The organism is Streptomyces sp. NPDC089915, assembly GCF_040684675.1.
Classification (GTDB): Bacteria; Actinomycetota; Actinomycetes; order Streptomycetales; family Streptomycetaceae; genus Streptomyces.
On sequence record NZ_JBFBGN010000008.1, the window covers coordinates 48,997 to 75,578 of the forward strand.

At 72.3% G+C, this 26,582-nt stretch carries 16 protein-coding genes and 1 pseudogene; 10 read left to right on the plus strand and 7 right to left on the minus strand.

The window, feature by feature from the left end; genetic code table 11:
- The first annotated feature begins 43 nt into the window (after nt 1-43).
- Nucleotides 44-2,608 (plus strand): SpoIIE family protein phosphatase, encoded by a 2,565-nt coding sequence (locus AB0O29_RS04515; protein ID WP_365146065.1) that lies wholly within the window; start codon nt 44-46, stop codon nt 2,606-2,608.
- A 39-nt stretch (nt 2,609-2,647) separates the two neighbouring features.
- On the opposite strand, the gene AB0O29_RS04520 is transcribed toward AB0O29_RS04515, so the two are convergent.
- Both AB0O29_RS04520 and AB0O29_RS04525 read right to left on the minus strand, forming a co-directional pair.
- Nucleotides 2,648-3,364, minus strand: coding sequence for a PspA/IM30 family protein (locus tag AB0O29_RS04520; protein ID WP_365145948.1), 717 nt, complete (start codon nt 3,362-3,364; stop codon nt 2,648-2,650).
- 210 nt (nt 3,365-3,574) lie between these two features.
- On the minus strand, nt 3,575-5,656 hold the full coding sequence (locus AB0O29_RS04525) for a TPM domain-containing protein (protein ID WP_365146067.1): 2,082 nt from the start codon (nt 5,654-5,656) through the stop codon (nt 3,575-3,577).
- 882 nt (nt 5,657-6,538) lie between these two features.
- On the opposite strand from AB0O29_RS04525, the gene cyaB reads away from it, so the two are divergent.
- Together cyaB and AB0O29_RS04535 are read left to right on the plus strand one after the other, a co-directional pair.
- On the plus strand, nt 6,539-7,111 hold the full coding sequence (cyaB, locus tag AB0O29_RS04530; RefSeq protein WP_365145951.1) for a class IV adenylate cyclase: 573 nt from the start codon (nt 6,539-6,541) through the stop codon (nt 7,109-7,111).
- A pseudogene (locus AB0O29_RS04535) lies at nt 7,108-7,251 on the plus strand (NUDIX hydrolase); the annotation flags it as partial. The gene cyaB and the pseudogene AB0O29_RS04535, both read left to right, overlap by 4 nt.
- A gap of 665 nt (nt 7,252-7,916) precedes the next feature.
- Here the strand turns inward: AB0O29_RS04535 and AB0O29_RS04540 are convergent.
- The 5 genes from AB0O29_RS04540 to AB0O29_RS04560 form a co-directional block, all read right to left on the minus strand.
- Complete coding sequence (locus tag AB0O29_RS04540) at nt 7,917-11,123, minus strand: protein kinase (protein WP_365145954.1); 3,207 nt, start codon at nt 11,121-11,123, stop codon at nt 7,917-7,919.
- Nucleotides 11,124-11,168: 45 nt separating this feature from the next.
- Entirely contained in the window at nt 11,169-11,951 is a 783-nt protein-coding gene (locus tag AB0O29_RS04545; RefSeq protein WP_365145957.1) for a succinate dehydrogenase/fumarate reductase iron-sulfur subunit, read from the minus strand.
- The gene (locus tag AB0O29_RS04550; RefSeq protein WP_365145960.1) at nt 11,948-13,861 is read right to left on the minus strand and encodes a fumarate reductase/succinate dehydrogenase flavoprotein subunit; all 1,914 of its coding nucleotides are present in this window, start codon (nt 13,859-13,861) and stop codon (nt 11,948-11,950) included. Before AB0O29_RS04550 ends, AB0O29_RS04545 begins: the two co-directional genes overlap by 4 nt.
- Nucleotides 13,861-14,685: a hypothetical protein gene (locus tag AB0O29_RS04555; protein WP_365145963.1), complete on the minus strand. Its 825-nt coding sequence runs from the start codon at nt 14,683-14,685 to the stop codon at nt 13,861-13,863. Before AB0O29_RS04555 ends, AB0O29_RS04550 begins: the two co-directional genes overlap by 1 nt.
- A gap of 93 nt (nt 14,686-14,778) precedes the next feature.
- On the minus strand, nt 14,779-15,000 hold the full coding sequence (locus AB0O29_RS04560) for a hypothetical protein (RefSeq protein ID WP_365145966.1): 222 nt from the start codon (nt 14,998-15,000) through the stop codon (nt 14,779-14,781).
- A gap of 359 nt (nt 15,001-15,359) precedes the next feature.
- Between AB0O29_RS04560 and AB0O29_RS04565 the strand changes: the two genes are divergently transcribed.
- From AB0O29_RS04565 to AB0O29_RS04595, 7 genes are all read left to right on the plus strand, one after another.
- Nucleotides 15,360-17,771 (plus strand): ABC transporter family substrate-binding protein, encoded by a 2,412-nt coding sequence (locus AB0O29_RS04565; RefSeq protein ID WP_365145969.1) that lies wholly within the window; start codon nt 15,360-15,362, stop codon nt 17,769-17,771.
- A gap of 375 nt (nt 17,772-18,146) precedes the next feature.
- Nucleotides 18,147-20,051: a translational GTPase TypA gene (gene typA, locus AB0O29_RS04570; RefSeq protein WP_365145971.1), complete on the plus strand. Its 1,905-nt coding sequence runs from the start codon at nt 18,147-18,149 to the stop codon at nt 20,049-20,051.
- A 424-nt stretch (nt 20,052-20,475) separates the two neighbouring features.
- Nucleotides 20,476-22,122: an ABC transporter substrate-binding protein gene (locus AB0O29_RS04575; RefSeq protein WP_365145974.1), complete on the plus strand. Its 1,647-nt coding sequence runs from the start codon at nt 20,476-20,478 to the stop codon at nt 22,120-22,122.
- A gap of 179 nt (nt 22,123-22,301) precedes the next feature.
- Nucleotides 22,302-23,225 carry an ABC transporter permease gene (locus tag AB0O29_RS04580; protein WP_365145977.1) on the plus strand — a complete coding sequence of 308 codons (924 nt, stop codon included), beginning with the start codon at nt 22,302-22,304 and terminating at the stop codon, nt 23,223-23,225.
- A 28-nt stretch (nt 23,226-23,253) separates the two neighbouring features.
- Nucleotides 23,254-24,183: an ABC transporter permease gene (locus AB0O29_RS04585; RefSeq protein WP_365145979.1), complete on the plus strand. Its 930-nt coding sequence runs from the start codon at nt 23,254-23,256 to the stop codon at nt 24,181-24,183.
- Nucleotides 24,184-24,201: 18 nt separating this feature from the next.
- Nucleotides 24,202-25,257, plus strand: coding sequence for an ABC transporter ATP-binding protein (locus AB0O29_RS04590; protein ID WP_365145982.1), 1,056 nt, complete (start codon nt 24,202-24,204; stop codon nt 25,255-25,257).
- Nucleotides 25,250-26,395 carry a dipeptide ABC transporter ATP-binding protein gene (locus AB0O29_RS04595; protein WP_365145984.1) on the plus strand — a complete coding sequence of 382 codons (1,146 nt, stop codon included), beginning with the start codon at nt 25,250-25,252 and terminating at the stop codon, nt 26,393-26,395. The genes AB0O29_RS04590 and AB0O29_RS04595 overlap by 8 nt, the downstream gene beginning before the upstream one ends.
- Nucleotides 26,396-26,582 lie beyond the last annotated feature (187 nt).

Genomic DNA, 26,582 nt, shown 5'->3' on the forward strand with positions numbered 1-26,582 from the left:
GGCACATCAGACCCGCGTGCCCGGGGAGTCGTGGCACGACTCCTTGTGGCACAGCAGTCCGCCTGGCTCGATATATGACTACATAAAGGTGGCGTCCTTCTCGATCGGTCCCGACGGGCTGGTCGACCAGTGGAGCCTGCGCGCCGAGGAGCTGTTCGGACTTCCCGCAGCCCAGGCCGTCGGACGCGACCCCGTCGACGCCTTCATGCCGCCCGAGCTGCGCGACGGCGGGCACCGCAGGGTCGCCGAGATCCTCGACGGCAAGGAATGGACCGGCCTGGTCCCCTTCCGGATCCCCGGCGGCGACGGCGCGCACGGCGTCGCCGAGATCTACGTGATGCCCACCCAGACCGAGACCGGCGAACGGGCCGCGCTCTGCGTCGTGGTCGACGTGCGCGCACTGCGCCGCATCGAATCCGACCTCGCCGCCTCGCAGGCCATATTCGGCCAATCTCCGTTCGGCTTCCTGCTCTTCGGCACCGACCTCACCGTGCAGCGCGCCAACCGCCGCTTCGCCACCGTGTTCGGCGGAGCCGTGGAGGAGCACCGCGGCCGCACCGTCCACGACTACCTGCCCGCACACGAGGCCGACCGGATGGCGACCGCCCTGCGCCGGGTACTGGAGACCGGCGAATCCGTCACCGACCTGCGGATCACCGGCGCCGCCCCCGGCAGCCGCGAGAACCGGCACTGGTCCATCAACCTCTACCGGGTCCACGGCGGCACCGGCCGCCCCATCGGCATCGCCGGCCTCGGCACCGACGTCACCCGCCGCCACCTCGCCGCCCGCGAGGCCGCCGGCGTCCGCCGCAACCTCGCCCTCCTCAACGAGGCCGGGCACCGCATCGGCAACTCCCTCGACCTGGAGACCACCGCCCGCGAACTCCTCGACGTCACCGTCCCCGGCTTCTGCGACCTGGCCGCCGTCGACCTCTACGAAGGGCTCCTGCTCGGCGACGACGACCGCCCCGCCCGCCCCCAGGGCCCCGGCCTGCCCACCCTGCCCGGGCAGGGCGTCCGGCGCGCCCCCTCGGCCCCGCTGCGCCGCGTGGCCTTCGCCTCCGCCGTTTCCGACGCCCCCCTCTCCGGCCCGGGCGCACTCGTCTCCGTCGGCGAGACCCACCGCTACCCGGCCGCTTCCCCCGGAGCCGTCGCCCTGCGCACCGCGCGGACCCGGCTGATCGAGGGCGGCGGATCGGACGACCTCGTCCAGTCCACCCTGATCGTGCCGATGGTCGCCCACGACACCGTCGTCGGCCTCGCCCAGTTCTCCCGCACCAAGGGCAGCGAGCCCTTCGGCGAACGGGACCGGGCCGTCGCCGTCGAACTCGCCGCCCGGGCCGCCGTCTGCATCGACAACGCCCGCCTCTACCGGCGCGAACACGAACGGGCGCTCATCCTCCAGCGCAGCCTGCTGCCCCCCGGCGACCCGGAGGCCGCCGGCCTGGACATCGCCTGCCGCTACCTCCCCGGCAACGCCGCCACCGAGGTCGGCGGCGACTGGTTCGACGTCATCGAACTGCCCGGGCACCGCACCGCCCTGGTCGTCGGCGACGTCATGGGCCGCGGCCTGCGCGCCGCCGTCGCCATGGGCGAGCTGCGCACCGCCGTACGCACCCTCGCGCTCCTGGACCTGGAACCCGCCGAGGTCCTCAGCGCCCTCGACGAGGTCGCCCGCGGCCTCGGCGCACCCGGCGGCGCCCAGCAGGCCTCCCGCTCGGCCCTGCACTCCCGCGACGCCGACCGCTCCGAGGTCTACCTCGCCACCTGCGTCTACGCCGTCTACGACCCGGTGACCCGGCGCTGCACCATCGCCAACGCCGGCCACATGCCGCCCGTCCTCGTCGAACCCGCCGAGGACGGCGCCGAACCCCGCCCCGGCCTGCTGCTGGAGATCCCCACCGGCATGCCGCTCGGCGTCGGCGGCGAACCCTTCGAGGAGGTCGAGGTCGAACTCCCCGAAGGGGCCCTGCTCGCCCTCTACACCGACGGCCTCGTCGAATCCCGCGACCACCCCCTGGAGGAGGGGCTGCGCGGCCTGCGCGGCGCCGTCGCCGACCCGGCCCGGCCGCTGGAAGAGGTCTGCGACCACGTCCTCGACACCCTGCACACCCGCCACGGCGAGGACGACATCGCCCTGCTGATGGCCCGGGTCCAGGGGCTGCCCGTCGAAGCCGTCGGCGACTGGCAGCTGCCCCGCGAGGCCCGCTCGGTGGGCCGGGCCCGAGAACTGGCCCGCGCCAAGCTCCCCGGCTGGGGCCTGGAAGGGCTGCTCGACACCACCGAACTGCTCGTCAGCGAGCTCGTCACCAACGCCCTGCGCTACGGGGAGGGCGAGATCCGGCTCCGGCTGCTCCTCGACCGCACCCTGGTCTGCGAGGTCTGGGACGCCAACCTCGCCCAGCCCCGCCGCCGCCGCGCCCGCGACACCGACGAGGGCGGCCGGGGCCTCCAGCTCGTCGGCCTGCTCTCGGCCGGCTGGGGCACCCGGCGCACCCACCGGGGCAAGACGGTCTGGTTCGAACTTCCGCTCCCGATGCCCGGCGGCGCCCCGGGCGAGGCGACGGCGGAACTGTCGGCGGAGGACCTCCTGAGCATGTACGGGTAGCCGGGTAGCCGGGTAGCCGCGTAGCGGCGGCCCCCGGGGTCAGGCCGCCCGGGACTTCAGGGCGGCCAGCCGGGCCTCGATCTCCGAGGTCCGGCCCAGGTCCTCCAGGGACTCGAACTGCGCGTCCAGCGAGGAGGCCGCCAGCTCCTGCCGGCCCAGGGCCATGGCCTCCTCGCGCCGGACCTTCTCCTCGAAGCGGTGCAGATCGCTCGTCGGGTCCAGCACGTCGATGTTCTTGACCGCGTCCAGCATCGTGTTCTGCGCCTGCGCCGTCCTCGCCCGCGCCACCAGCTCGTCCCGCCTCGCCTGGAGCTCGGTCAGCTTGTCCTTCATGGCGGCCAGGCCCGCCTTCAGCTTGTCGACCACCTCCGTCTGCGCGGCGATCACCGGCGCGGCCACCGCCGCCTCCTTCTCCGACTGCATCTGCCGCCCCAGGGCCACCTTCGCCAGGTTGTCGAACCGGTCCGCCTCCGCCGCCGACCCCGACTCCCGCAGCCCGTCCGCCTTCCGGCTGGCCGCGAGCGCCTTGGCACCCCACTCGGCGGCCGCGTCCACATCCTCCTTGTGGTCGGCCTCCAGCATCCGCAGGTTGCCGATGGTGGTGGCCACCGCCTGCTCGGCCTCCGAGATGTTGTTCGCGTAGTCGCGGATCAGCTGGTCGAGCATCATCTGCGGATCCTCCGCCTGGTCCAGCAGCGCGTTGATGTTGGCCTTCGCGAGCTGGGTGACACGGCCGAGGATGGTCTGCTTGCTCATGGTGGGTCCTTCCGTAGCTGTCGGGGGGGGCGCTGTCACAGGGGCGCTGCCAGGGGGCGCTGTCACGGGGTCGCTGACGCGGGGTCGGCGGTCGCGCCGCGGGGTCGGCGTCGCGGGGTGGGCGGTCGCGCCGCGGGGTCGGCGTCGCGGGGTCGCCGTACGGGGTGGGTGGTCGCGGGGCGGGTGGTCGGGCCGCGGGGGCCGCGCCGGTCAGAAGCGGCCGCCGCCGCCCATACGGCCCCGGGTGCCCTCGCCGCCGAAGGAGCCCGGCCCGCTGCCGCCCCCGCCTCCGCCGAAGCCCCCGCTCCCGCCGCCGAAGCCTCCGCCCCCTCCGCCCCCGCCGAAGCCGCCCCGGCCGCCGCCGCGCAGGAGCTCGCCGAGGATGATCCCGCCGAGCACGGCCCCGCCGCGCCCGCCGCCGGCCCGCTGCCCCGCGTACGGGTTCCGGTACGCCTCCACGTCCCGTTCCGCCAGCCGCTGCGCCTGCCGCGCCAGCGAGTCCGCCTGCTGGGCCTCCGCCAGCGCGCCCGCCGGATCCGCACCCGCGAGCGACACCGACCGCTCCAGGTGGCGCTGCGCCTCCGCCAGCCGGGTCCGGGCCTCGCTGCCCACCGCGCCCCGGCTGGTCGTGACGTAGTCCGCCGCCGCGCCGATCGCACTGCGGGCCGACAGCTGCGCCTGGTCCAGCAGGGCCGCCGCCCGCCGCCGCCCCGACTCCTGCTCCCGCGCCCCCGCCAGCGCCTCGTCGAGCGCCGCGTCCGCCTCCTCGACCCGGCGCAGCGCGTCGATCGGGTCGTACCGGCCGGCCGCCTGCTCCCGCCGTACCTCGGCCAGTACGGCCACCGCCCGGCCGATCCGGCCCCGCAGGTCCGCCGTGGAGGAGCCTGCGGCGGTGCCCGTCAGCAGGCCGTTCGCGTCGGCGAGGTCGGTCTCCGTCTCCGTGAGGGCGCCCGGCAGCCTGCCCGCCGCCTCCGCCAGCTCCTGCGCCCGCCGTTCGACCGCGTCCACCAGCGTGGCCGCCTGGTCCACCGCCCCCTCGGCGGCCCGCACGTGCACCGCCGCCCGGCCGCTGTCCCCGCCGTCGAGCGCCGCCCGCGCCTCGCCGAGACTGGTCGTCGCGAACAGCAGCCGGTCCTTCGCCTGCCCGGCGTTGGAGGCGACCGGCGCGGACGCCGAGTCCGCGTACCGGCCGGCCAGCGCCGTCAGGGTGGCCTCGGCCGTCGTCGTCCGGCCGGTCAGCGCCCGGAAGTGGGCCTCCACCGTGGCCAGCGCCTGCGGGGCGTTCTTCTCCAGGTCCCGCAGCCGGTCGAAGGCCGCCGACTCGGCGTCCAGCCGCCGGTTCGCCTCCGCGCAGCGGGCCAGGATCTCGTCCAGCATCCGGCGGCGGGTGGCGTCGTCCTCCGGATGGGCGTCGTCCAGCTGCTGGCGCAGCCGGAAGGCGTGCGTCAGCTCGCCCTTGGCGTAGGCGACCGCATCGGTGAAGGCGGTGACGGCCTCGTCGCCGAACTGGGCGGCCGCGAAGCCGAGTTCCTCGGTGCTGGTGCGGACCGCGTCGTCGGTCTCCACCAGCAGGCTCCGGGCCCGGGCGTCCAGCTCCGGCAGCGGGGCCGGCTCGGCCCGCCGCCCGTCCCAGCCGGGATGCTCCGTCGCCGTCCCCCGCCCGCCGCCCGGCGTCCCGCGACGCCGCCGGCGGGTGTACGCGTACACCCCGAGCGCCCCGGCCGCGCCGACGGCCACCACCGGCAGCACGTAGTCCCCGGCCCCGCCCGCCCCGTCCGCCGAGCCGCCGCCCGGGTTCGCGGGGCCGGGGGTGATGGCGGGGGTGGGCACGGGCTTGCCGCCGAGCACCGCGTCGTAGCCGTTCGCAGCCCCGATCGCGGCGCCCGCCCAGTCGTTGCGACGCAGCGCGGGCTCGACGGCGGTCCGGGCGACGTCGGCGAGCTGCGCCTCGGTGAAACCGGAGTCCACGTCGGCCGAATAGGCGTACTGGCGCGCCCCGGTCGCCACCGCCAGCAGCAGGTCGTCCCGGCCGAAGCCGTTCTTCTGGGCGGTGGCGTCGGCCCAGCTCTGGGGGGAGCGGCCGGAGAAGTCGTGGACGTAGGTCACGAACAGCTGGATCCGCCGGTCGGAGTACAGCCGCTCCAGCGCGGCGGCGACGGCGTCCCGCCGGTCCCCGAGGGCCCCGACCCGGTCGGTGATCTGCCCCTGCCCCAGGGTGACGGGATCCTCGGCCCGGGCCCGGGACGCGGCCACCACGCCCAGGCCCCACCACCCGGCGAGCACGAACAACACGACGACGAGACGCAGCGCGGGCCGCTGTCGCGACGTCCAGCTTCTCGGCGGATACACATTTGGGAGGGTATGGGTGGTTATAGGGGGCCGCACCCGGAGGGGGCCCTCGCGGTGCGGGCCGGCCATCTCCCCCTCGACGGGTCGGGGGCGGTTCGGTGGCTGCCCACCCGCCTCCCGCGGTGCGGGCCCGGGGGCGGGGGCGGGGCACTGCCGGGCGGTGACGGGACAGCCGGGCGGGACGGGGGAGGGCGGGGTCCGAGCCCGGCGGTCTCGGAGAAGGTTGGGGGCTTCCCGCCAGTCTCATCGTCCTTCCGCGTCGGGCCGGCCTGTCAAGGGCGCTCCTTCGTCGCGTCGCTTCGCGATCGCCTGCGGCGACCCTTGACAGGCCGTCCCGCCGCGAAATGCCGAAGACTGCCGGGAACCCCCCAAAGGAACGGGACGGATGTAGATCAGAGGACCGGCGGGATCAGCGACCAGCCGGGCAGACCGGGGGCCGGCAGACCGGGCATCCGACCCCAAGACCGGCAAGCGGCATCCGATGCCGCCCCACGCATCAAATCGCTACGCGCTCCTCATTTCTCAGCGTCCGGCGGCCGTCCGTGGCCGCTACCCGCACGAAATGCCAATCAGAGCGGCATCCGGGACGGATGGGCGCGTCAGATCGCTACGCGCTTCCCTGGTCTCGGCGTCCTGCGGCCGTCTTGGGCTGGTCATAGGTGGGCACAACGTTCTCGGCGGCGGTGGGGGACCCCTACTGCTCACTCACAAGGAGAATCTGGTGAGTTATGTGGACCCTGCATGGCCCGTTGTTCCGGGGCTTTCAGCGCATGTTCGAGGCTATCGCCGTGGGTGCGGAACGCACGGTGTGAGAGGGGAGGGCCAGTGATCGAAGCGGAGTTGAAGGCACGCGTCCAGGCACCGCAAGCAACCCTACGGCGGTTGGACGAACGGGCCGAGGGCCGGGTCGAGGTGTATCAGGACACCTACTACGACACCGTGGACGGATCACTCGAAGCGCGGGACGAGGAGCTGCGGGTCCGAACCGTGCACGGTCCCGATGACACCCGCACCGTCCTCACCTACAAAGGCGCCCGCGTCGACGAGGAATCCGGGTCCAAGCCGGAACACGAGACTCGCGTGGCGGATGCCGAAGCGGTCCACGCCACCCTGCGCGGCCTTGGCTATGTGCCGGCCATCGCGTTCGAGAAGCGGTGCAGGAACTACACGTTCCAGGCCCGGGGGCGGCAGATGCTTGCCACCCTGGTCCGCGTCCCCGAACTCGACGGCACCTTCCTCGAACTGGAGGCCCAGGTGGAGGAGAAGGACCTCCCAGCAGCCCTCGACGACATCAGGACGGTCCTGGCCGAACTGGGCATTGCCCCGGACGACCTCACGACCGAGCTGTACACCGCGTCCGTCAAGGCCCAGCGCCTGAGTGGGCAGAAAACGGCATGAGCGCCAGCGCCTCGCCGAGCGGGTCAACGCCACTTCACTCGGTTTCGGTTGCCGGGGTCGTGGTGCGCGATGACGGTCGGCTGCTGGCCATCCGCCCTGCCGACAACGGCACCTGGGAGCTACCCGGCGGCGTGCTGGAGCGGCCCCCACGTCCGCAGCCACGACGGACGCCAACTCCTCCCCGCCCAGCCCAAGACGGCCGTCAGACGCCGAGACCAGCGAAGCGCGTAGCGATCTGACGCGCTCACCCCTCCCGGATGACGGGTCAGTTGGCATTTCATGCGGGTAGCGACCCCAGACGGCCGCCGGACGCTGAGATGAGAGAAGCGCGTAGCGATCTGATGCGTGGGGTGGCACCGATTGCCGCTTGCGGCTGTTGGGGGCCGGATGCTCGGTCTGCCGTGTCCCGACGACCCCGACTCGGCGCTGATTCGGCCGCATGCCCGCTTTACATCCGTCCCGTTCCTTTGGGGGGTTCCCGGCAGTCTTCGGCATTTCGCGGCGGGTCGGTCTGTCAAGAGTGGAGCGCAGCGACATCGCGAAGCGACGCGACGAAGGAGCGCTCTTGACTGACCGGCCCGCCGCGGAAGGACGATGAGACTGGCGGGAAGCCCCCAACCCTCTCTGAGACCGCCCGGCTCGGACCCCGGCCTTCCTGGCCCCGCCCGGCTGTCCAGCCCCGTCCGCCGGGCCCCCGCCCCCACCCACCGCCCCGCACCCGGGGAGGCGGGTGGGCAGCCACCGACCCGCCCCCGGCACCTCGAGGGGGAGGCAGCGGGCCCGCACCGCGAGGTGGGCACCCCGCTCAGCCCGGTAGGGGGATCCCCGTCAGCGCGGCTCCCGCCGTGACCAGGGTGTCGCCCGCCAGGGTCAGTGGCGCGGTGGCCGCCGTCTCGTGTTCCCACAGGCGGCGGGCTCGGCCCGAGGTCAGCTCCAGGCCCGTCACGAACGGCGGGGAACCCCGGCCCAGGAGGCCGCGTCTGGCGCCGTGCGCGGACCTCACGTACAGGACGCCCCGCCGGACGCCCAGCAGTTCGAGTGCGCACTCCGTGCCCTCGCGGCGGGTGAGCGGCTGCTGCCAGCGCGGCGCCCCGGTGCCGCCGTCCAGGGCGAACACCGTGTCCGCGCCCTGCTCCGGCCGGTACGCGGCCACGTACACCACCCCGTCCTCGACCAGCAGCCGCTCCGCCGCCACGCCCGGTTCGAAGCGCCACAGTTCGTAGCCCCCGCGCCGGTCCAGCGCCCGCACGACGCCCCCGTCCAGCACGTGCACCGTGCCCGCCGGCAGGTCCGGGAGCTCCCGCCCGCCGGCGCCGTAGCCGCGCGGCCACGACCAGAGCGGGGACCCGGTCGGCAGGTGCAGGGCCCGCAGCTGGCGGCCGTCGCCGAGGACGAGGCACTCTCCCGACACCGTCACCGTGCGCGGGTTCGGCTCCGGCAGCGGCTGCCGCCACACCGGCTCGCCGGTGTCCTTGCGCAGGGCGCTCAGCCCGCCGTCCGCCGCCAGGAGCAGGAGGCCGGGCGCGGGCGTCAGCGAGGCCGGGCCCGGCAGCGCCCGCCACCACCGCACCCGCCCGTCGGCCGGTTCCCGGACCACCAGCCGGCCGTGCGGCCCGTGCGGCCCGTCGTCCGCCTCCACCACCACGCACACGGTGTCCGCGTCGGCCGCGCACCACACCCGTTCCCTCCCGGGCAGCGGAGGGGCGGCGACGCCCTCGTCGGCGTACGCGGTCCAGTGCGTGGTCCCGGAGTCGGCGTCCAGGCACCCCACCTCGGCCGCCGCCGCCCACACCACCCGCCGCCCGGCCGGGTACAGCGCGTCCGGCCGGGTCTGCCCCGCCTCCCCGGCCTGCCAGCGCTCGGCGCGCGACGGGCCCGGGCGGGCCGGGAGCCCCGCCGCCCGCCCGGGGCCCGAGGTGACGGAGTGCGGCGGGCGGGTGCCGGGGTCGGCGGCGGCGGACGCCAGCCAGGGGGCGTCCGCCGTGCAGTCACGGGCGATCCAGGCCAGCTCGCGGCCCCGCTCGGCCGGGTCGGGGAGTTCCCGTGCGGCGGCGGCCCGCTCCCGTGCGGTGGCCGGCTCCAGTGCCGGCCGGTGGCCCTCGGCGTTCAGCTCCCGGGCGGCCTTCAGGGTGGCGCGGGCCGCCTCCACCTCCTCCTCCCGCTGCCCGGGCGCCGCCACCAGTTCGGCCAGCGCCTCCTCGGCCCGGTCGAGGGCCTCGGCCGCCCCGTCCCGGTCGCCGACGGCCAGCCGTTCGCCCGCCGCCCGGGACAGCGCCCGCACCCTGGACCCGCCGACGGGGATCCGCGCGGCCAGCCGCAGGGCGGTGGGCAGGTCCTGCCGCGCGACGGCGGTGACGGCCTTGGACTCGGTGGCCGTACGGACCGCCGCGCTCGGGATCCGGGCCAGCCAGTGCTCGGCCCGCGCGAGGTCGGTGGGGGCGCTGGCCAGGGCGGCCCGGGCCAGTACCGCCTCCTCGGCCGTGCCGCCGGGGAAGTGCCGCCGGGCCAGGCGCACCCCGCGCTCGGGGGCCACGGCCGCGAGCTCCTCGGCGACCTTGCGCAGCCGGCTCGCGCGGCGGGGCCCGAACACCGGGAACAGGGCCTGCTGCGCGTCGGTCAGGACCCGTTCGGTGCGGGCGGGGGCGTCCCGTGAGATCCGCCGGGCCAGCCCGGTCAGCAGCCCGGCGACGCGGGCGCCGTCGCCGCCGCCGTCGGCCCAGGCCCACCGCTCGGCGTCCGCGAGCAGCCGCCCGGCGAGCCCGGCGTCGAACCGCGCCGCCGCCTCGGCGGCCAGCGCGAGCCCCTCGATCCGTACGTCCCCGGCCCCGACGGGCAGCCCGCCCAACACCTCCTCGGCCTCCGAGAGCAACCCCCGCACGAACCCGAAGCCACCTTCACCGAGCGACCCTTCCCCACCCGCGCCACCACCCTCCGGCCCGCCGCCCGGCGCCCCGCCCCCGGCGGGCGCCCCGGCCCCGTGCCGGTCCGGGGTCCGGTCCCCGCCCACGGTGGGGCGGGGGGCCGGCTCCGCGGCCTCCCGGGAGCGGGGGTCCGGGGCAGGGTCCCGGGGAACGGTGGAAGGGCGGGGCGGGGAGGAGCTCCGCGCAGCGGCCCCCGCCGGGTCCGGGCCCACGGCCGTCGGCCCGTCCGCCACACCCCCGCCGGAGGCCCCCGCCAGCCCCCGCAGGGTGCGGGCCACCGCCTCCGCCGAGGTCGGGCGGTCCGGCGGGGACTTCGCCAGGAGGGTGGCCACGAGGGTCTCCAGGGCCTCGGGCACCGCCACCCCCGCCTCCCGCAGCGGCAGCGGGGTGTCCTCGATGTGGCGGCGCATCAGGACGTACGGGCCCTCGTTCTGGCCGAACGGCGGCTCCCCGCTCAGCAGGGCGTACAGCACGCACCCCAGGGCGTACAGGTCGCAGCGGGCGTCCACGTGCTCGCCCCGCCACTGCTCGGGCGCCATGTACGGCGGGGTGCCGAACATCCGGCCCGTGACGGTCCAGCCCGCCGTCGCGTCCGCCGAGTGCGCGATGCCGAAGTCGCAGATCTTCAGCCGGCCGCCGGGCAGCAGGAAGAGGTTCTGCGGCTTGAGGTCCCGGTGCACCACCGCCCGTTCGTGCGCGGCCGCCAGCGCCTCCGCCGTCTGCGCGGCCAGCTCCACCGCCTCGGCGACCGGCAGCCCGCCCCGCTCGCGCGCGAGCACCGCCCCCAGGTCCTCGCCGGACAGCAGCTCCATCACGATGAACAGCCGTCCCTCGTGCTGCCCCACGTCGTGCACGACGGTGATCCCCGGATGCTGGAGCCGCGCCCCGATCGTGGCCTCCCGCCGGAAGCGGGCGATCAGCTCCTCGTCGGTCGCCGCCTCCAGCAGCACCTTCACCGCCACCGGCCGGTCCAGGGCCAGGTCGTGCCCCGCCCACACCTCGCCCATGCCGCCCGCACCGAGCCGGCGCTCCAGCCGGTACCGGTCCGCCAGCAGTTCCCCCACCCGCACCGCGAAGCCCCCTGACACCACGTCATCCGACGGTCGTCCAGGGGGCATTGTCGCTCGCGAAGTGAACTACCGGGGGTCGGAGGGAGAACGGCGGCGGATCCGGCTGCCCAGCCACACCAGCGGGTCGTACTTGCGGTCCACGGCCCGCTCCTTCAGCGGGATCAGGGCGTTGTCGGTGATCTTGATCCCCTCCGGGCAGACCTCCGTGCAGCACTTGGTGATGTTGCAGTAGCCCAGCCCGTGCTCCTCCTGGGCCGCCCGCTTGCGGTCCAGGCCGGCCTCCTCGGCCGCGTCCAGCGGGTGCATGTCCAGTTCGGCGACCCGCATCAGGAAGCGCGGACCGGCGAAGGCGGACTTGTTCTCCTCGTGGTCGCGCACCACGTGGCAGGTGTCCTGGCACAGGAAGCACTCGATGCACTTGCGGAACTCCTGCGAGCGTTCCACGTCCACCTGCTGCATCCGGTACTCGCCCGGCGCCAGCCCGGCCGGCGGCACGAACGCCGGGACGGAGCGGGCCTTCTCGTAGTTGAAGGACACGTCCGTCACCAGGTCCCGCACCACCGGGAAGGCCCGCAGCGGGGTGATCGTGACCGTCTCGGAGCGGTCGAAGACCGACATGCGGGTCATGCACATCAGCCGCGGCCGCCCGTTGATCTCCGCGCTGCACGAGCCGCACTTGCCCGCCTTGCAGTTCCAGCGCACCGCCAGGTCCGGGGCCTGGGTGGCCTGGAGCCGGTGGACGATGTCCAGGACCACCTCCCCGTCGTGCACCTCGACGGTGAAGTCCCGCAGGTCCCCGCCCTCCGCGTCGCCCCGCCAGACCCGGAAGCTGGCGTCGTAGGTGGTCATCCGTAGAGCTCCTCTTCGGCGAGGTACTTGGCCAGTTCGTCCTTCTCGAACAGGGCGAGCAGGTCGGGGCGGATGGGATCGGTCCGGACGCGTTCGAGCGCGATCCGGTCGGCCGCCGGATCGGCGGGGGCCGGGTCCACGGGGCGGCACAGCAGGTTCACCGGCCGCCACGCCCGCTCCATCGACGGGCGGTCCTCGCGGGTGTGCCCGCCCCGGCTCTCGGTGCGCTCCAGGGCGGCGCGGGCCACGCACTCGCTGACCAGCAGCATGTTGCGCAGGTCCAGCGCCAGGTGCCAGCCCGGGTTGAACTGCCGGTGCCCCTCGACCCCGGCGCGGGCGGCCCGTACGCGCAGGGCGGCGAGCCGTTCCAGGGCCTCGGCCATCTCGGCCTCGCGGCGGATGATGCCGACGAGGTCGTTCATGGTCGTCTGGAGCTCCTGGTGGAGCGTGTACGGGTTCTCCGCGCCCTCGTCGGCGTGGAAGGGGGCCAGCGCCTCGGCGGCGGCCGCGTCGATCCGCTCCTGGGAGACCGCCGGCCGCTCCCCGCCGCCCGCCGCGTGCTCCGCGGCGTGCAGACCGGCGCGCCGTCCGAAGACCAGCAGGTCGGAGAGGGAGTTGCCGCCGAGCCGGTTCGAGCCGTGCATCCCGCCCGCGACCTCGCCGGCCGCGAACAGGCCCGGTACCCCGACCGTGGCGGCGGTGTCGGATTCGACCGCGATCCCGCCCATCACGTAGTGGCAGGTCGGCCCGACCTCCATCGGCTCGGCGGTGATGTCCACGTCCGCCAGCTCCTTGAACTGGTGGTACATGGAGGGCAGCCGCCGTTTGATCTTCTCGGCCGGCATCCGGGTGGAGACGTCCAGGAACACCCCGCCGTGCGGGGAGCCGCGCCCGGCCTTGACCTCGGAGTTGATGGCCCGGGCGACCTCGTCGCGGGGGAGCAGCTCGGGCGGGCGCCGGTTGTGGTCGGGGTCCTCGTACCAGCGGTCGCCCTCCTCCTCCGTCTCGGCGTACTTCTCCTTGAAGACGTCGGGGACGTAGTCGAACATGAACCGCTTGCCCTCGGAGTTGCGCAGCACCCCGCCGTCGCCGCGGACGGACTCCGTGACGAGGATGCCCTTCACGGACGGGGGCCAGACCATGCCCGTGGGGTGGAACTGCACGAACTCCATGTTGAGCAGGGGGGCTCCGGCGAGCAGGGCCAGCGCGTGGCCGTCGCCGGTGTACTCCCAGGAGTTGGAGGTGGTCTTGAAGGACTTGCCGATCCCTCCCGTGGCCAGCACCACCGCCGGGGCCTCCAGGACGAAGAACCGGCCGGTCTCGCGCTCGTAGCAGAAGGTGCCCGCGACCCGGTCCCCCTCCCCGTCCCCGTCCTTGAGGATCCGCGTGACCGTGCACTCCTGGAACACCTTGAGCCGGGCCTCGTGGTCCCCGTGCTCGCGGAAGTCCTCCTGCTGGAGCTGGACGATCTTCTGCTGGAGGGTGCGGATCAGCTCCAGGCCGGTCCGGTCGCCGACGTGCGCCAGGCGCGGGTACTCGTGCCCGCCGAAGTTGCGCTGGGAGATCCTCCCGTCGGGGGTGCGGTCGAAGAGCGCGCCCCAGGTCTCCAGTTCCCAGACCCGGTCGGGGGCCTCCTTGGCGTGCAGTTCGGCCATCCGCCACTGGTTGAGGAACTTCCCGCCGCGCATGGTGTCGCGGAAGTGGACCTGCCAGTTGTCGTGCTCGTTGGCGTTGCCCATGGAGGCGGCGATCCCGCCCTCCGCCATCACCGTGTGGGCCTTGCCGAAGAGGGACTTGCAGATCACGGCCGTACGGGCGCCCCGCTCCCGGGCCTCGATCGCGGCCCGCAGTCCGGCGCCGCCCGCGCCGACCACGACCACGTCCCACTGCTGCCGGTCGACTTGGGTCATCAAAAGATCCTCGGGTCGGTGAAGGTGCCGGTGGCCAGCAGGTACACGTAGAAGTCGCACAGGGCCACGCTGATCAGCGAGGCCCACGCGAGCTGCATGTGCCGGGTGTTGAGCCGGCCGACCCAGCTCCAGAGGCGGTAGCGCACCGGGTGTGCGGAGAAGTGCTTGAGGCGGCCGCCCATGATGTGCCGGCAGGAGTGGCAGGACAGGGTGTAGGCCCAGATCAGCGTGATGTTGACCAGGAACAGCAGGGTTCCGAGGCCCATGTGCCCCCACGCGTAGTGCCCGTCGCGGAAGGTCAGGACGGTGTCGTACGTGAGGATCCCGGCGACCGGGACCGCGGCGTAGAAGAAGTACCGGTGCGCGTTCTGGAGGATCAGCGGGAAGCGGGTCTCGCCCGTGTACCCGGTGTGCGGTTCGGCGACCGCGCAGGCGGGCGGGGAGGCCCAGAAGCCCCGGTAGTAGGCCTTGCGGTAGTAGTAGCAGGTCAGCCGGAAGCCGAGGGGGAAGACCAGGATCAGCAGGGCGGGGGACAGGCCCCACCAGCTGCCGAACAGGTCGAGGTTGGGGCCGCCGCGCATCGTCTCGCAGTTCTCCGCCAGGCAGGGGGAGTAGAAGGGGGAGACGTAGGGGGCCGCGTAGTAGTGGGCGTTCGCGAACGCCCGCCAGGTCGAGTAGACGATGAAGGCGAGCAGCCCGGCCGCGGTGCCGGCGGGGGCCAGCCACCACCGGTCGGTGCGCAGGTGCCGGGGCGTGATCGCGGCCCGGGAGGGGGAGTGGACCCCGCCGGGCCGCTGCCGGGATGGTTCCGTGCCTGTGGCCAAGGAGAACTCCGGGTGGAGTGCGATGAGGGGTGGCCCAGGAGGCCCGGCCGCTCGCGCGGCCGGGCCAGATGGGAGAGGGCGGGTCCGGGGACGTCAGGGGGCGCGGCGGTCGCGGACGCCGAGCCCCTCGTCGTCGGTGTCCGTCCACTTGGACTGGTCGTACGGGGTGTCCGGGACGGAGACCATCCCGGTCGGGCCGGAGGGCCTGGGGGCGGCCGGCGACTGCCGGGCGACGTCCTGCTCCAGCCGTTCCACCGAGCGGACCAGCTCGTTCAGGTTGCGTCGTACGGCCGTCAGATCGTCTTGCAGGGACATGACGTGACCTCACTTCCGCGGGGGTGCGGTGGCAACGCTCACGGGCGCCTGCGAGTGTCGCGCCTCCCGTCCCCGGTTGTGAAGGGACGTGCAGCGATTCCGGGCGCGCAGGCGCAAACCGTGCGCCCCTCCCTGCCCCCATTTTCATCCCTCGAACGAGGGAACGCCCGTCCGGGCCGCAACCGGGATTGGTCCGCACGGGTGGGGTTCGCGGCGTGGCGCGGGTCCGGTCCGGAGCACCCGGCGGGCTGTCTATTTCAGTGGGTTTCGGCACCAGTGTGATCAGCTCCATATACCGCCGAACGTGATCAAGACCCCCCTCTTTCACGGCTCCACGCCCCGCCCCGGAGGTACCACCCATGACCCAGAGAACGCGCAGGTCCTTGGCGCTCCTCACCTCGGGAGTCCTTGCGCTGCCGCTGCTCGCGGGCTGCGGGGCGGGCGACGACGACGGGGGTCCGGCCGCCGCCGCGCCGGACATCGCGCTGACCGCCCGCGACCAGGTCGCCGACGGCGGGGTGCTGCGCTGGGCGGTGGACGCGCTGCCGGAGACCCTGAACGGTTTCCAGGCCGACGCGGACGCCGCCACGACCCGGATCACGGGGGCGGTCCTGCCCCACCTGTTCACGCTGGACGCCAAGGGGCGTCCGGTGGCCGATCCGGACTACCTGGAGAAGGCCGAGGTCGTCGAGCGGGAGCCCAAGCAGGTCGTCCTGTACAAGCTGAACCAGAAGGCGGTGTGGAGCGACGGGCGCGAGATCGGCGCCGCCGACTTCGTGGCGCAGTGGCGGGCCCTGAACGGCAAGGACTCGGCGTACTGGACGGCCCGCAACGCGGGCTACGAGCGGATCGAGAAGATCGAGCGCGGCAAGAACGACCTGGAGGTCAAGGTCACCTTCGTCCGCCCGTACGCGGACTGGCGCTCCCTGTTCAGCCCGCTCTACCCGAAGCAGGTCATGGGCACCCCGGAGGCCTTCAACGAGGGGGCCCGGGGCGCCCTCAAGGTCACCGCCGGCCCCTTCAACCTGGGGGCCGTCGACAAGAAGACCGGCACGGTGGCCCTGACCCGCAACCCCCGCTGGTGGGGGCGGCCCGCCAAGCTGGACACCCTGGTCCTGACGGCGGTCCCGCGCGCGGCCCGTCCGGCCGCGCTGGCCGCCGGGAAGGTGGACCTGGCGGACGTCGACCGCGCGGGCGCCGACCGGATCGCCCTGGCCCACCGCGACGCCGGCCGGGTCGACGGCACCCACGGCCCGGGCGCCTCGCTGACCCCGGCGCAGGCCACCCTCTCCTGGGCGCTGGCCCACGGCGCCGACGAGGCCAAGGCCCGGGAGGAGCAGGAGAGCCGGCAGAAGAACGCCGAGGCGGTGAAGACGTACGCGGACGAGCAGTCGGCCCTGCGCGGCTTCGAGGTCCGCAAGTCGCTGGAGCCCGCGTACACCCAGCTGGCGATGAACGGGGCCTCCGGCCCGCTGTCGGACGAGCGGGTGCGCCGGGCGATCGCCCGGGCGCTGGACCGCAAGGAGCTCGCGGAGATCGTCCTCAAGCCGCTGGGCCTGCCGGCGAAGCCCGTCGGCAGCCACCTGGCGCTGGCCGGGCAGCAGGCGTACGCCGACAACAGCGAGGCCCTCGGCGGCCAGGACACCCACGCGGCCCAGGCCCTCCTCGCGGACGCGGGCTGGCGCAAGGGCGGGCGGCTCACCGAGCCGGCCGGCGCGAAGGCCGGCCCGGAGGGCGAGGGCGGGACGGACGACGGGAAGACCCCGCGCGGGGCCAAGCCCGGACCGGGCGACGGCACCGGCAACGACGGCCTCTACATCGTGGGCCAGGACGACGGCCGCAACGGCGCCGCGCGCAAGGACCGCCCGGACCGCCAGGGCCGGCCGGCGGCCCCCGGCGCCCGTGCCGCGGGCCCGCGGGCGCTCCAGGAGGGCCCGGCGGTCTTCGACGGGGAGCTCGGCCTGGGCGCCCCGGGCGAGCGGCCGTCCCCGGCGCTGGCCCCGTCCTCCCTGGCCGCGCAGCAGGAGGAGGCCCTCCTGGCCCAGGCGGGCGCCGTCGAGGACGGCAAGCGGGCGGCCGCCGCGAAGGCGGCGGCCGCGGCGAAGGCGGAGAACGAGGGCGAGGGCGAGGACGCCAAGGAGCCGGCCCGGGCGACCCCGGCCCCGGCCCCGGCCAAGCAGACCGCCCCGCGCACCTCGGGCGCCATGCTGGCCAAGGACGGCAAGCAGCTCACCCTGCGCTTCGTCCTGCCGGCCGGCCCCGGCTCGGAGGCCCTGCGCGCGGTCGGCGAGCGGATCTCCCGGACGCTCCAGAAGATCGGCATCAGCACCCAGACGACCAAGGTCCCGGACGAGAGCTTCTTCAAGGACCACATCGCCTCGGGCCAGTACGACCTGGCCCTGTACTCCTGGCCCGCGACGGCCTTCCCGGCCACCGACGCCCGGCCGATCTTCGCCAAGCCGGAGCCGGCCGCCGACGGCTCGCTGCTCGTCGAGCAGAACTACACCCGGGTCGGCACCGACCACATCGACCAGCTCTTCGACCAGGCGGCCGGTGAGCTGGACGAGGCGAAGGCCCGCGACCTGGTGCGCAAGGCCGACGCCCGGATCTGGGCCGCGGCCGGCTCGGTCCCGCTCTACCAGCGCCCCGAGCTGGTGGCGGCCAAGCCGGGCCTGGCCAACGCCGGCGCCTTCGGGCTGGGGGTGCCGCGCTTCCAGGACATCGGCTGGAAGAAGCCGCCCACGGCGAAGGACGCGAAGGAGAAGAAGTAGCGGAGCGGCGGGCGTGCGGGGGTCCGCCGGCCGGAAGGCGCCCTGGCGAAGAAGTGGTGAAAAAACGGGGCCTGTCGGGTTGACCGGCGGGTAGCAAGCTCAGAAGTGACTCAAGTTCCTTGCCCGCCGGAATCCCGGCGGGCAAGGTCGTGCGTACCCGTTGACCCGCATGAACACAGGCCGCACCCACAGCCGGGAACCCCCACCCACGTCCCGGCCGTCCTCAGTCGTCCGGCCTCTTGACAGACCCCCCGGCAGGCGGTTCCCGCCGATCGACGTACGATGGGGTAAGGCCGTGGCAGGTTTTCCGCCCGGCAGAGGCTCGCGTGCCAGGCCGTACGCGACGCCATCCACGATCCCGGGAGAAGCGCCGAAGTGCCCACGCGCCACGACATCCGTAACGTCGCCATCGTCGCCCACGTCGACCATGGCAAGACGACCATCGTCGATGCCATGCTCAAGCAGGCCGGTGCCTTCGCCGCCCACCAGCAGCTCGACGACCGCATGATGGACTCGAACGACCTGGAGCGTGAGAAGGGCATCACGATCCTCGCCAAGAACACGGCGGTGAAGTATCACCCCAAGGACGGCGGGGCCCCGATCACGATCAACATCATCGACACCCCCGGCCACGCCGACTTCGGTGGCGAGGTCGAGCGCGGTCTGTCGATGGTGGACGCGGTCGTCCTCCTGGTGGACGCCTCCGAGGGTCCGCTGCCCCAGACCCGCTTCGTCCTGCGCAAGGCCCTCCAGCAGCGCAAGCCGGTCATCCTCTGCATCAACAAGACGGACCGCCCGGACTCCCGGATCGACGAGGTCGTCAACGAGACGTACGACCTCTTCCTGGACCTGGACGCGGACGAGGACCAGATCGAGTTCCCGATCGTCTACGCCTGCGGCCGTGACGGCGTCGCCTCGCTGACCAAGCCGGAGGACGGCACCGTCCCCGCGGACAGCGACAACCTGGAGCCGTTCTTCTCGGCGATCCTGGAGCACGTCCCGGCCCCGGTGTACGACGAGGCGGCCCCCCTCCAGGCCCACGTCACCAACCTGGACGCCGACAACTTCCTCGGCCGCATCGCGCTGCTCCGCGTCGAGCAGGGCGAGCTGCGCAAGGGCCAGACGGTCGCGTGGATCAAGCGTGACGGCTCGATCTCCAACGTCCGCATCACCGAGCTGATGATGACCGAGGCGCTCACCCGCAAGCCGGCCGAGGTGGCGGGCCCCGGTGACATCTGCGCGGTCGCCGGTATCCCCGACATCATGATCGGTGAGACCCTGGCCGACACGGAGAACCCGGTCGCGCTGCCGCTGATCTCGGTCGACGAGCCGGCGATCTCCATGACCATCGGTACGAACACCTCCCCGATGGTCGGCCGCGGCGGCACCGGCAAGGGCGCGGACGCCAAGGCCGCGGTCAAGGACCGCAAGGTCACCGCCCGCCAGGTCAAGGACCGTCTGGACCGCGAGCTGATCGGTAACGTCTCGCTGCGCGTCCTGGACACCGAGCGTCCGGACGCCTGGGAGGTCCAGGGCCGCGGTGAGCTCGCGCTCGCCATCCTGGTCGAGCAGATGCGCCGCGAGGGCTTCGAGCTGACCATCGGCAAGCCGCAGGTCGTCACCCAGGAGATCGACGGCAAGACGCACGAGCCGGTCGAGCGCATGACGATCGACGTGCCCGAGGAGCACATGGGCGCGGTCACGCAGCTCATGGGCGTCCGCAAGGGCCGCATGGACAACATGTCGAACCACGGCTCCGGCTGGGTCCGCATGGAGTTCGTCGTCCCGTCGCGCGGTCTCATCGGCTTCCGCACGGAGTTCCTGACGAACACCCGCGGTACGGGTATCGCCCACTCGATCCACGAGGGCCACGAGCCGTGGTTCGGCCCGCTGGTCACCCGCAACAACGGTTCGCTCGTCGCGGACCGCTCGGGCGCGGTCACCCCGTTCGCCATGATCAACCTGCAGGAGCGCGGCGTCCTGTTCACCGAGCCCGGCACCGAGGTGTACGAGGGCATGATCGTCGGCGAGAACTCGCGCTCCGACGACATGGACGTGAACATCACCAAGGAGAAGAAGCTCACCAACATGCGTGCGGCCTCCGCGGACAACACGGAGAACGTGATCCCGCCGCGCAAGCTCTCCCTGGAGCAGTCGCTGGAGTTCTGCCGCGACGACGAGTGCGTCGAGGTGACCCCGGAGGCCGTGCGCATCCGCAAGGTCGTCCTGGACCAGAAGGAGCGTTCGCGCACCGCTTCCCGCGCCAAGTCGGCCAAGTAGTACCCGAGTAGGCTTCTGGCCGAAACGCGTACGTTCGGCGACGGCCCCTCCCCGCACCGGTCCGGTGCGGGGAGGGGCCGTCGCCGTTTGTCAAACGGATTGTGTCGCTCAAGTGTCCGCATACCGACCGTGACACTCCGGAAGATGAACTAACCGTCCGTTTCGCACGTGTCTGTCTCCTATCCGTTTGTCCGGATTTCGGGTTTTCGCCATACGGTGATGTTGTGAAAACGAGACCACTTAAGTGTGGTTTACGGTCTGGGCGTCCCTGAGGATGGCTCCATTGAGCTCGGGTCAATGGGTCACACGCTGTGGGGAGCGTCGACTCACGAGCACACACGACGGGACCGGATTTCGCTGTCAGGGGTGTCAGCGGAGACCGGGACCACTTCATCGACAGTGACTCCTGAGGAGGCAATTACCCATGCGCGGAGCAACGAGCGCCAAGTGGGTCGTGGGTGCCGTCATCGTGGCGATGGCTGCCACGGCATGCAGCGGTGGCGACAAGGACACCAAGGCTGACGGCGCCAAGGGCGGCACGTTCCGGATGGGCATCACCGAGCCCACCGCGATCGACCCCTACAACTCGCAGGAGTCCGAGGGTGCGCTCGTCACGCACAACCTCTTCACCGGCCTCTACAGCGCCACGGTGGACGGCAAGCTGAAGCCCGAACTCGCCGAGTCGGTCCAGACCAGCGACGACGGCAAGACCTGGACCTTCAAGATCAAGCAGGGCACGAAGTTCTCGAACGGCGAGCCCGTCGACGCCGAGTCCTTCGTCCGCGGCTGGACCCGTGTGGTCGCCAAGGACTCCGCCTCCGACGTCGCGTACCCGTTCGCGGGCATCGCCGGCTACAAGGAGCTCAACGGTGGCGGCGCCACCACCTTCGCCGGTGTGACCGCTCCGGACGCCGGCACCCTCAAGGTCGAGCTCTCCGAGGCCGACTTCGAGTTCGACAAGAAGACCGTGCACCAGGCCTTCAGCCCGGTCCCGAAGGTCGCCGGCGCCGCCAGCAACAAGGCGTTCAACGACGCGCCGATCGGCAACGGCCCCTTCAAGATGGAGGGTTCGTGGCAGCACAACAAGTCGATCACCCTCGTCCGTAACGACGACTACGGTCTGGAGAAGGCCAAGCTCGCCAAGGTCGAGATCTCGATCCTGAACGCGGCCAACGGCTCCACCCTGGAGTACCAGGGCTTCCAGTCGGGCCAGTTCGACTGGGCGCGTATGCCCACCCCGCAGCTTCCGGTCGCGAAGGCCAAGTACTCGCCGAAGAAGCAGTGGATCGAGGCCGACACCTCCGGTGTCAACTACCTGGTCGCCTTCAACCAGGTCGCCCCGCTGAACAACCCCGACGCGCGCAAGGCGATCTCCTACGCGATCGACCGCGAGGCCATCGCCAAGGGCGTCTTCCAGGGCATGCAGAAGCCCGCCACCTCCGTCCTGCCGCCGTCCTTCGCGGACACCTACCAGGACGGCGTCTGCTCCTCCTGCGTCAAGCAGGACAAGGACAAGGCCAAGCAGTACGCGGAGAAGGGCGGCCTGAAGCCGGGCACCGTCCTCGACTTCGGCTACAACACCGGCGCCGGCCACGAAGAGTGGGTCCAGGCCGTCGCGCAGCAGCTGAAGGACGTCCTCGGCCTCGACGTCAAGCTGAACGGCAAGCCGTTCAAGGAGGCCCTGGCGCAGCAGCAGGACAAGGGCACCGGCGGTCTGTGGCGCTCGGCGTGGGGCGCGGACTACCCGACCCCGGACAACTTCCTGTACCCGCTGCTCGACTCCGGTTCGATCAACGAGGACCCGGCGACGGGCAAGGCGGCCGGTGACAACCGCGGCCGCTACAACAACCCGAAGTTCGACGAGCTGATCACCAAGGCCCGCGGCACCAAGGACCCGGCGGCCCGCGCCGCGGTCTACAAGGAGGCCGAGAAGCTGGCGGTCGACGACGAGCAGGGTCTCATCCCGCTGTGGAAGCGCACCCAGTTCCGTCTCGCGGCGAACGACAAGTTCAACAACATCCAGCTGGACTTCTTCGAGGACCCGAACCTCGCTGAGATCTCGGCCAAGTAAGAGCCTCCTCATCAACAGGTAGGCGAAGGTCGTGGGGCCCGGAGTCACACTTCGGCCCCCACGGCCTTCGCCCAGTCCCGGGCGCACCCCTCAGTCTCGTCGATCCGCGCCCGGATGCGGCCAATCTCCCGATCGGATGATGCCGCCAACCCCCACGCCCGGTATGTGAAGGAGGCATCGTGGGAAGGTATGTGATCCGGCGGCTCGGACAGATGGTCGTCGTGCTCTTCGGTGCGACGGTTATTCTCTTCTGCTGTCTTTTCGTGCTCCCCGGCGACCCTGTGGGTTCGCTCGGTGGTGACAAGGCCCGTGACCCGGCCGTCGTCGAAGCGCTCCGCGAGCGCTACGGCCTCAACGACCCGCTGCCCGTGCAGTACGGGCACTTCGTCTCGAACCTCGTGCAGGGTGACCTCGGTGAGGACTACACCCAGCGCCGGCCCGTGACGGAGGTCCTCGGGCCGAAGCTCGCGAACACCGCGCAGCTCGCCCTGGCCGCCATCGTCCTGGACATCCTGATCGGCCTGCTGGCGGGTCTGATCGCCGCGCTGTTCAGATATTCGTTCTGGGACGTGCTGATCACGCTCTTGACCACGATGGCAGTCGGCTTCCCGTCCTTCGTGATCGGCATGGTGCTCCAGAAGGTCTTCGTGGTCCAGCTCGACTGGGTCCCGCTGATCTCCGACGGCACCATGAAGTCGCTGATCCTGCCCGCCTTCACGCTGGCGATCCTCGACGCCGCCCTCGTGGCCCGGCTCATGCGCGGCACCATGCTCGAGGTGCTGCGCGCCGACTACGTCAAGACGGCCGTCGCCAAGGGTCTGCCCCGGCGGACCGTGCTCGTCAAGCACGTCATGCGCAACTCGATCATCCCGGTCGTCACGTACCTGGGTATCTCCTTCGGCTCGCTGCTCGGTGGCGCCCTGATCACCGAGGCGATCTTCAACTGGGACGGCATCGGGCTCGCCCTGGTGCAGGCGGTCCAGCAGCAGAACAACCCGATCATCATCGGCGTGGTGAGCTTCGGCGTCGCCGTGTTCGTTCTGCTGAACCTCCTCGTCGACCTCTTGTACGCGGTCCTCGACCCGCGCATCCGCCTCGCCTGATCCAGGCAGCCCGTTCTAGGAGTTACCCATGACCGAGCTCACCAAGAGCACATCGGTGGCGGGGGACGCGACCGCTCCGGCGCAGGCCGCGAACGCGGAGGCCGAACCGGCCGTCGCCCGCGTGACCCAGTGGGGCGAGATCCGCCACCGCTTCCTCGCCAACAAGCTGGCGGTCGTCGGCCTCGGCCTCGTCGCCCTGCTGTTCCTGACCGCGATCTTCGCCCCGCTGATCGCGCCGCACGACCCGCTGGCCCAGGACCTCACGAACACCCTTCAGGACCCGGGCAACGGTCACCTGCTGGGCACCGACGCCCTCGGCCGCGACCAGTTCTCCCGCATCATCTACGGCACCCGCATCGCCGTGATCATCGGTCTCGCGTCGATCTTCCTGGCCTGCCTCATCGGCATCGTCGTGGGCGCGCTGGCCGGCTACTTCGGCCGCGCCACCGACTCGGTGCTGATGCGCATCGCCGACGTCTTCTTCGCCTTCCCGCTGCTGATCGGTGCCATCGTCATCATCATCGTGATGGGCCGGGGCATCATGCCGGTCATCATCTCGCTGGCGATCTTCTCCTGGCCGACGGTCTCCCGTCTGCTGCGCAGCTCGATCCTGTCGGTCCGCGAGGCCGACTACGTGCTGGCCGCCCGCGCCCTGGGCGCGGACACCCGCCGGATCATCCTGCGGCACATCATCCCCAACTCCATCGCCGCCGTGATGGCCTACGCCGCGTTCAGCGTCGGCGGCGCCATCGTGGCCGAGGCCTCGCTGTCCTTCCTGGGCGTGGGCGTCAGCCCGGAGGTCCCGGAGTGGGGCAACATGCTCGCCGCCGCCAAGGACTTCATGGGTGTCAAGGACTTCCTGTGGACCTACCCCAGCATCGCGATCGTGCTGACGGTCCTTGGCTTCGTATTCGTCGGTGACGGGCTCCGCGACGCCCTCGACCCGAAGCTGCGCTAGAAGGGCGGCACCACCGAAATGACTGCATCAAGCATCACCGCAGACGCGCCCCGCAAGAGCGGCGGCGACGCCGAGGTGCCCGTGCTCGAAGTGCGCGACCTGCACGTCGAGTTCGCGACCCGCGAAGGCGTCGTCAAGGCCGTCAACGGCGTCAACTACAGCGTCTCCTCCGGCGAGACCCTGGCCGTGCTCGGCGAGTCCGGCTCCGGCAAGTCCGTGACCGCTCAGGCGATCATGGGCATCCTCGACTCGCCCCCCGGGCGGGTCGCCAAGGGCGAGATCCTGTTCCGCGGCGAGGACATCCTCAAGCTTCCGGAGAACGAGCGGCGCAAGCTGCGCGGTCCGAAGATGGCGATGATCTTCCAGGACGCGCTGTCCGCGCTGAACCCGGTCTTCTCCGTCGGCAACCAGCTGGGCGAGATGTTCCGCGTCCACCAGGGCATGTCGAAGAAGGACGCCAAGGCGAAGGCCATCGAGCTCATGGACCGGGTGAAGATCCCCGCGGCCAAGAGCCGGGTCAACGACTACCCGCACCAGTTCTCGGGCGGTATGCGCCAGCGCATCATGATCGCGATGGCGCTCGCCCTGGAGCCGGACCTGATCATCGCGGACGAGCCCACCACGGCGCTCGACGTGACGGTCCAGGCCCAGGTCATGGACCTGCTGGCCGACCTGCAGCGCGAGTACAACATGGGTCTGATCCTGATCACCCACGACCTCGGCGTCGTCGCCGACGTCGCGGACAAGATCGCCGTGATGTACGCCGGCCGCATCGTCGAGCAGGCCCCGGTCCACGAGCTGTACTCGCGCCCCGCGCACCCGTACACCCGTGGTCTGCTGGACTCGATCCCGCGCCTGGACCAGAAGGGCCAGGAGCTCTACGCGATCAAGGGCCTGCCGCCCAACCTGCTGAAGGCCCCCTCGGGCTGCGCCTTCAACCCGCGCTGCCCCAAGGCGCAGGACATCTGCCGCACCGAGATGCCGCCCCTGCTCCAGGTGACCGAGCAGGACGGCACCGAGCTGGCCGGCCGCGCCAGCGCCTGCCACTTCCGCGAGGAGCAGCTCCATGGCTGAGTTCGACAAGAAGGACGACGCCGTGGACGCCACCCCCGGCATCAGCGAGGTCGAGGTCGTCGAGGCGGCGACCGAGACGGCGGCCGTGGCCGCCATCGAGGCGCCCGTCGAGCGCGGCGAGCCGATCCTGCAGGTGCGCAACCTGGTCAAGCACTTCCCGCTGACCCAGGGCATCCTGTTCAAGAAGCAGATCGGCGCCGTCCGCGCGGTCGACGGGATCTCCTTCGACCTGCACCAGGGCGAGACCCTCGGCATCGTCGGCGAGTCCGGCTGTGGCAAGTCCACGGTCGCCAAGCTGCTGATGCTGCTGGAGACGGCGACGTCCGGCGAGGTCTTCTACAAGGGCCAGGACATCACCAAGCTGTCGGGCAAGGCCCTCAAGGCCGTGCGCCGCAACATCCAGATGGTCTTCCAGGACCCGTACACCTCGCTGAACCCGCGCATGACGGTCGGCGACATCATCGGCGAGCCCTTCGAGATCCACCCCGAGGTGGCCCCGAAGGGTGACCGGCGGCGCCGGGTCCAGGAGCTCCTGGACGTGGTGGGCCTGAACCCGGAGTACATCAACCGCTACCCGCACCAGTTCTCCGGCGGCCAGCGCCAGCGCATCGGCATCGCCCGCGGCCTCGCGCTCCAGCCCGAGATCATCATCTGCGACGAGCCGGTCTCCGCGCTCGACGTGTCGGTGCAGGCGCAGGTCATCAACCTGATGGCGAAGCTGCAGGACGAGTTCAACCTGTCCTACATCTTCATCGCGCACGACCTCTCGATCGTCCGGCACATCTCGGACCGCGTGGGCGTCATGTACCTGGGCAAGATGGCCGAGATCGGCACCGACACCCAGATCTACGACCACCCCACCCACCCGTACACCCAGGCGCTGCTCTCCGCGGTGCCGGTGCCGGACCCGGCGGCCCGCGAGGGCCGCGAGCGGATCATCCTGACCGGTGACGTCCCGTCGCCGGCCAACCCGCCGTCGGGCTGCCGCTTCCGCACCCGCTGCTGGAAGGCGCAGGACATCTGCTCCACCGAGGTGCCGCTGCTGGCGGTTCCGGAGCGGTTCAAGGGCGAGGCCACCGAGGCCGCGCACGAGTCCGCGTGCCACTTCGCCGAGGAGAAGACGGTCCTGGCCGTCTGATCCCCCGCGCGCAACCGACCGGGCACGGCCGTTCACGGCCGTGCCCGGTCGGCGTTCGCGGGGGCGGGGGCGTACCCGTACCGGCTCGGTAACGTGACCGCTCAGGTATGTTCTATGGGTCCGGGCGTCCCCGAGGATGGCCCCATCGAGCTCGCGTCTCGGGTCAAGCGCTGTGGGGAGCGTCGGC

Bases quoted from the DNA above. Each gene is read 5' to 3' on its own strand.
- AB0O29_RS04550 (WP_365145960.1), bottom strand. From the start codon at position 13,861: ATGACCCAAGTCGACCGGCAGCAGTGGGACGTGGTCGTGGTCGGCGCG.
- AB0O29_RS04575 (WP_365145974.1), top strand. From the start codon at position 20,476: ATGCGCGGAGCAACGAGCGCCAAGTGGGTCGTGGGTGCCGTCATCGTG.
- AB0O29_RS04565 (WP_365145969.1), top strand. From the start codon at position 15,360: ATGACCCAGAGAACGCGCAGGTCCTTGGCGCTCCTCACCTCGGGAGTC.
- AB0O29_RS04560 (WP_365145966.1), bottom strand. From the start codon at position 15,000: ATGTCCCTGCAAGACGATCTGACGGCCGTACGACGCAACCTGAACGAG.
- AB0O29_RS04520 (WP_365145948.1), bottom strand. From the start codon at position 3,364: ATGAGCAAGCAGACCATCCTCGGCCGTGTCACCCAGCTCGCGAAGGCC.
- AB0O29_RS04590 (WP_365145982.1), top strand. From the start codon at position 24,202: ATGACTGCATCAAGCATCACCGCAGACGCGCCCCGCAAGAGCGGCGGC.
- AB0O29_RS04545 (WP_365145957.1), bottom strand. From the start codon at position 11,951: ATGACCACCTACGACGCCAGCTTCCGGGTCTGGCGGGGCGACGCGGAG.
- AB0O29_RS04585 (WP_365145979.1), top strand. From the start codon at position 23,254: ATGACCGAGCTCACCAAGAGCACATCGGTGGCGGGGGACGCGACCGCT.
- AB0O29_RS04595 (WP_365145984.1), top strand. From the start codon at position 25,250: ATGGCTGAGTTCGACAAGAAGGACGACGCCGTGGACGCCACCCCCGGC.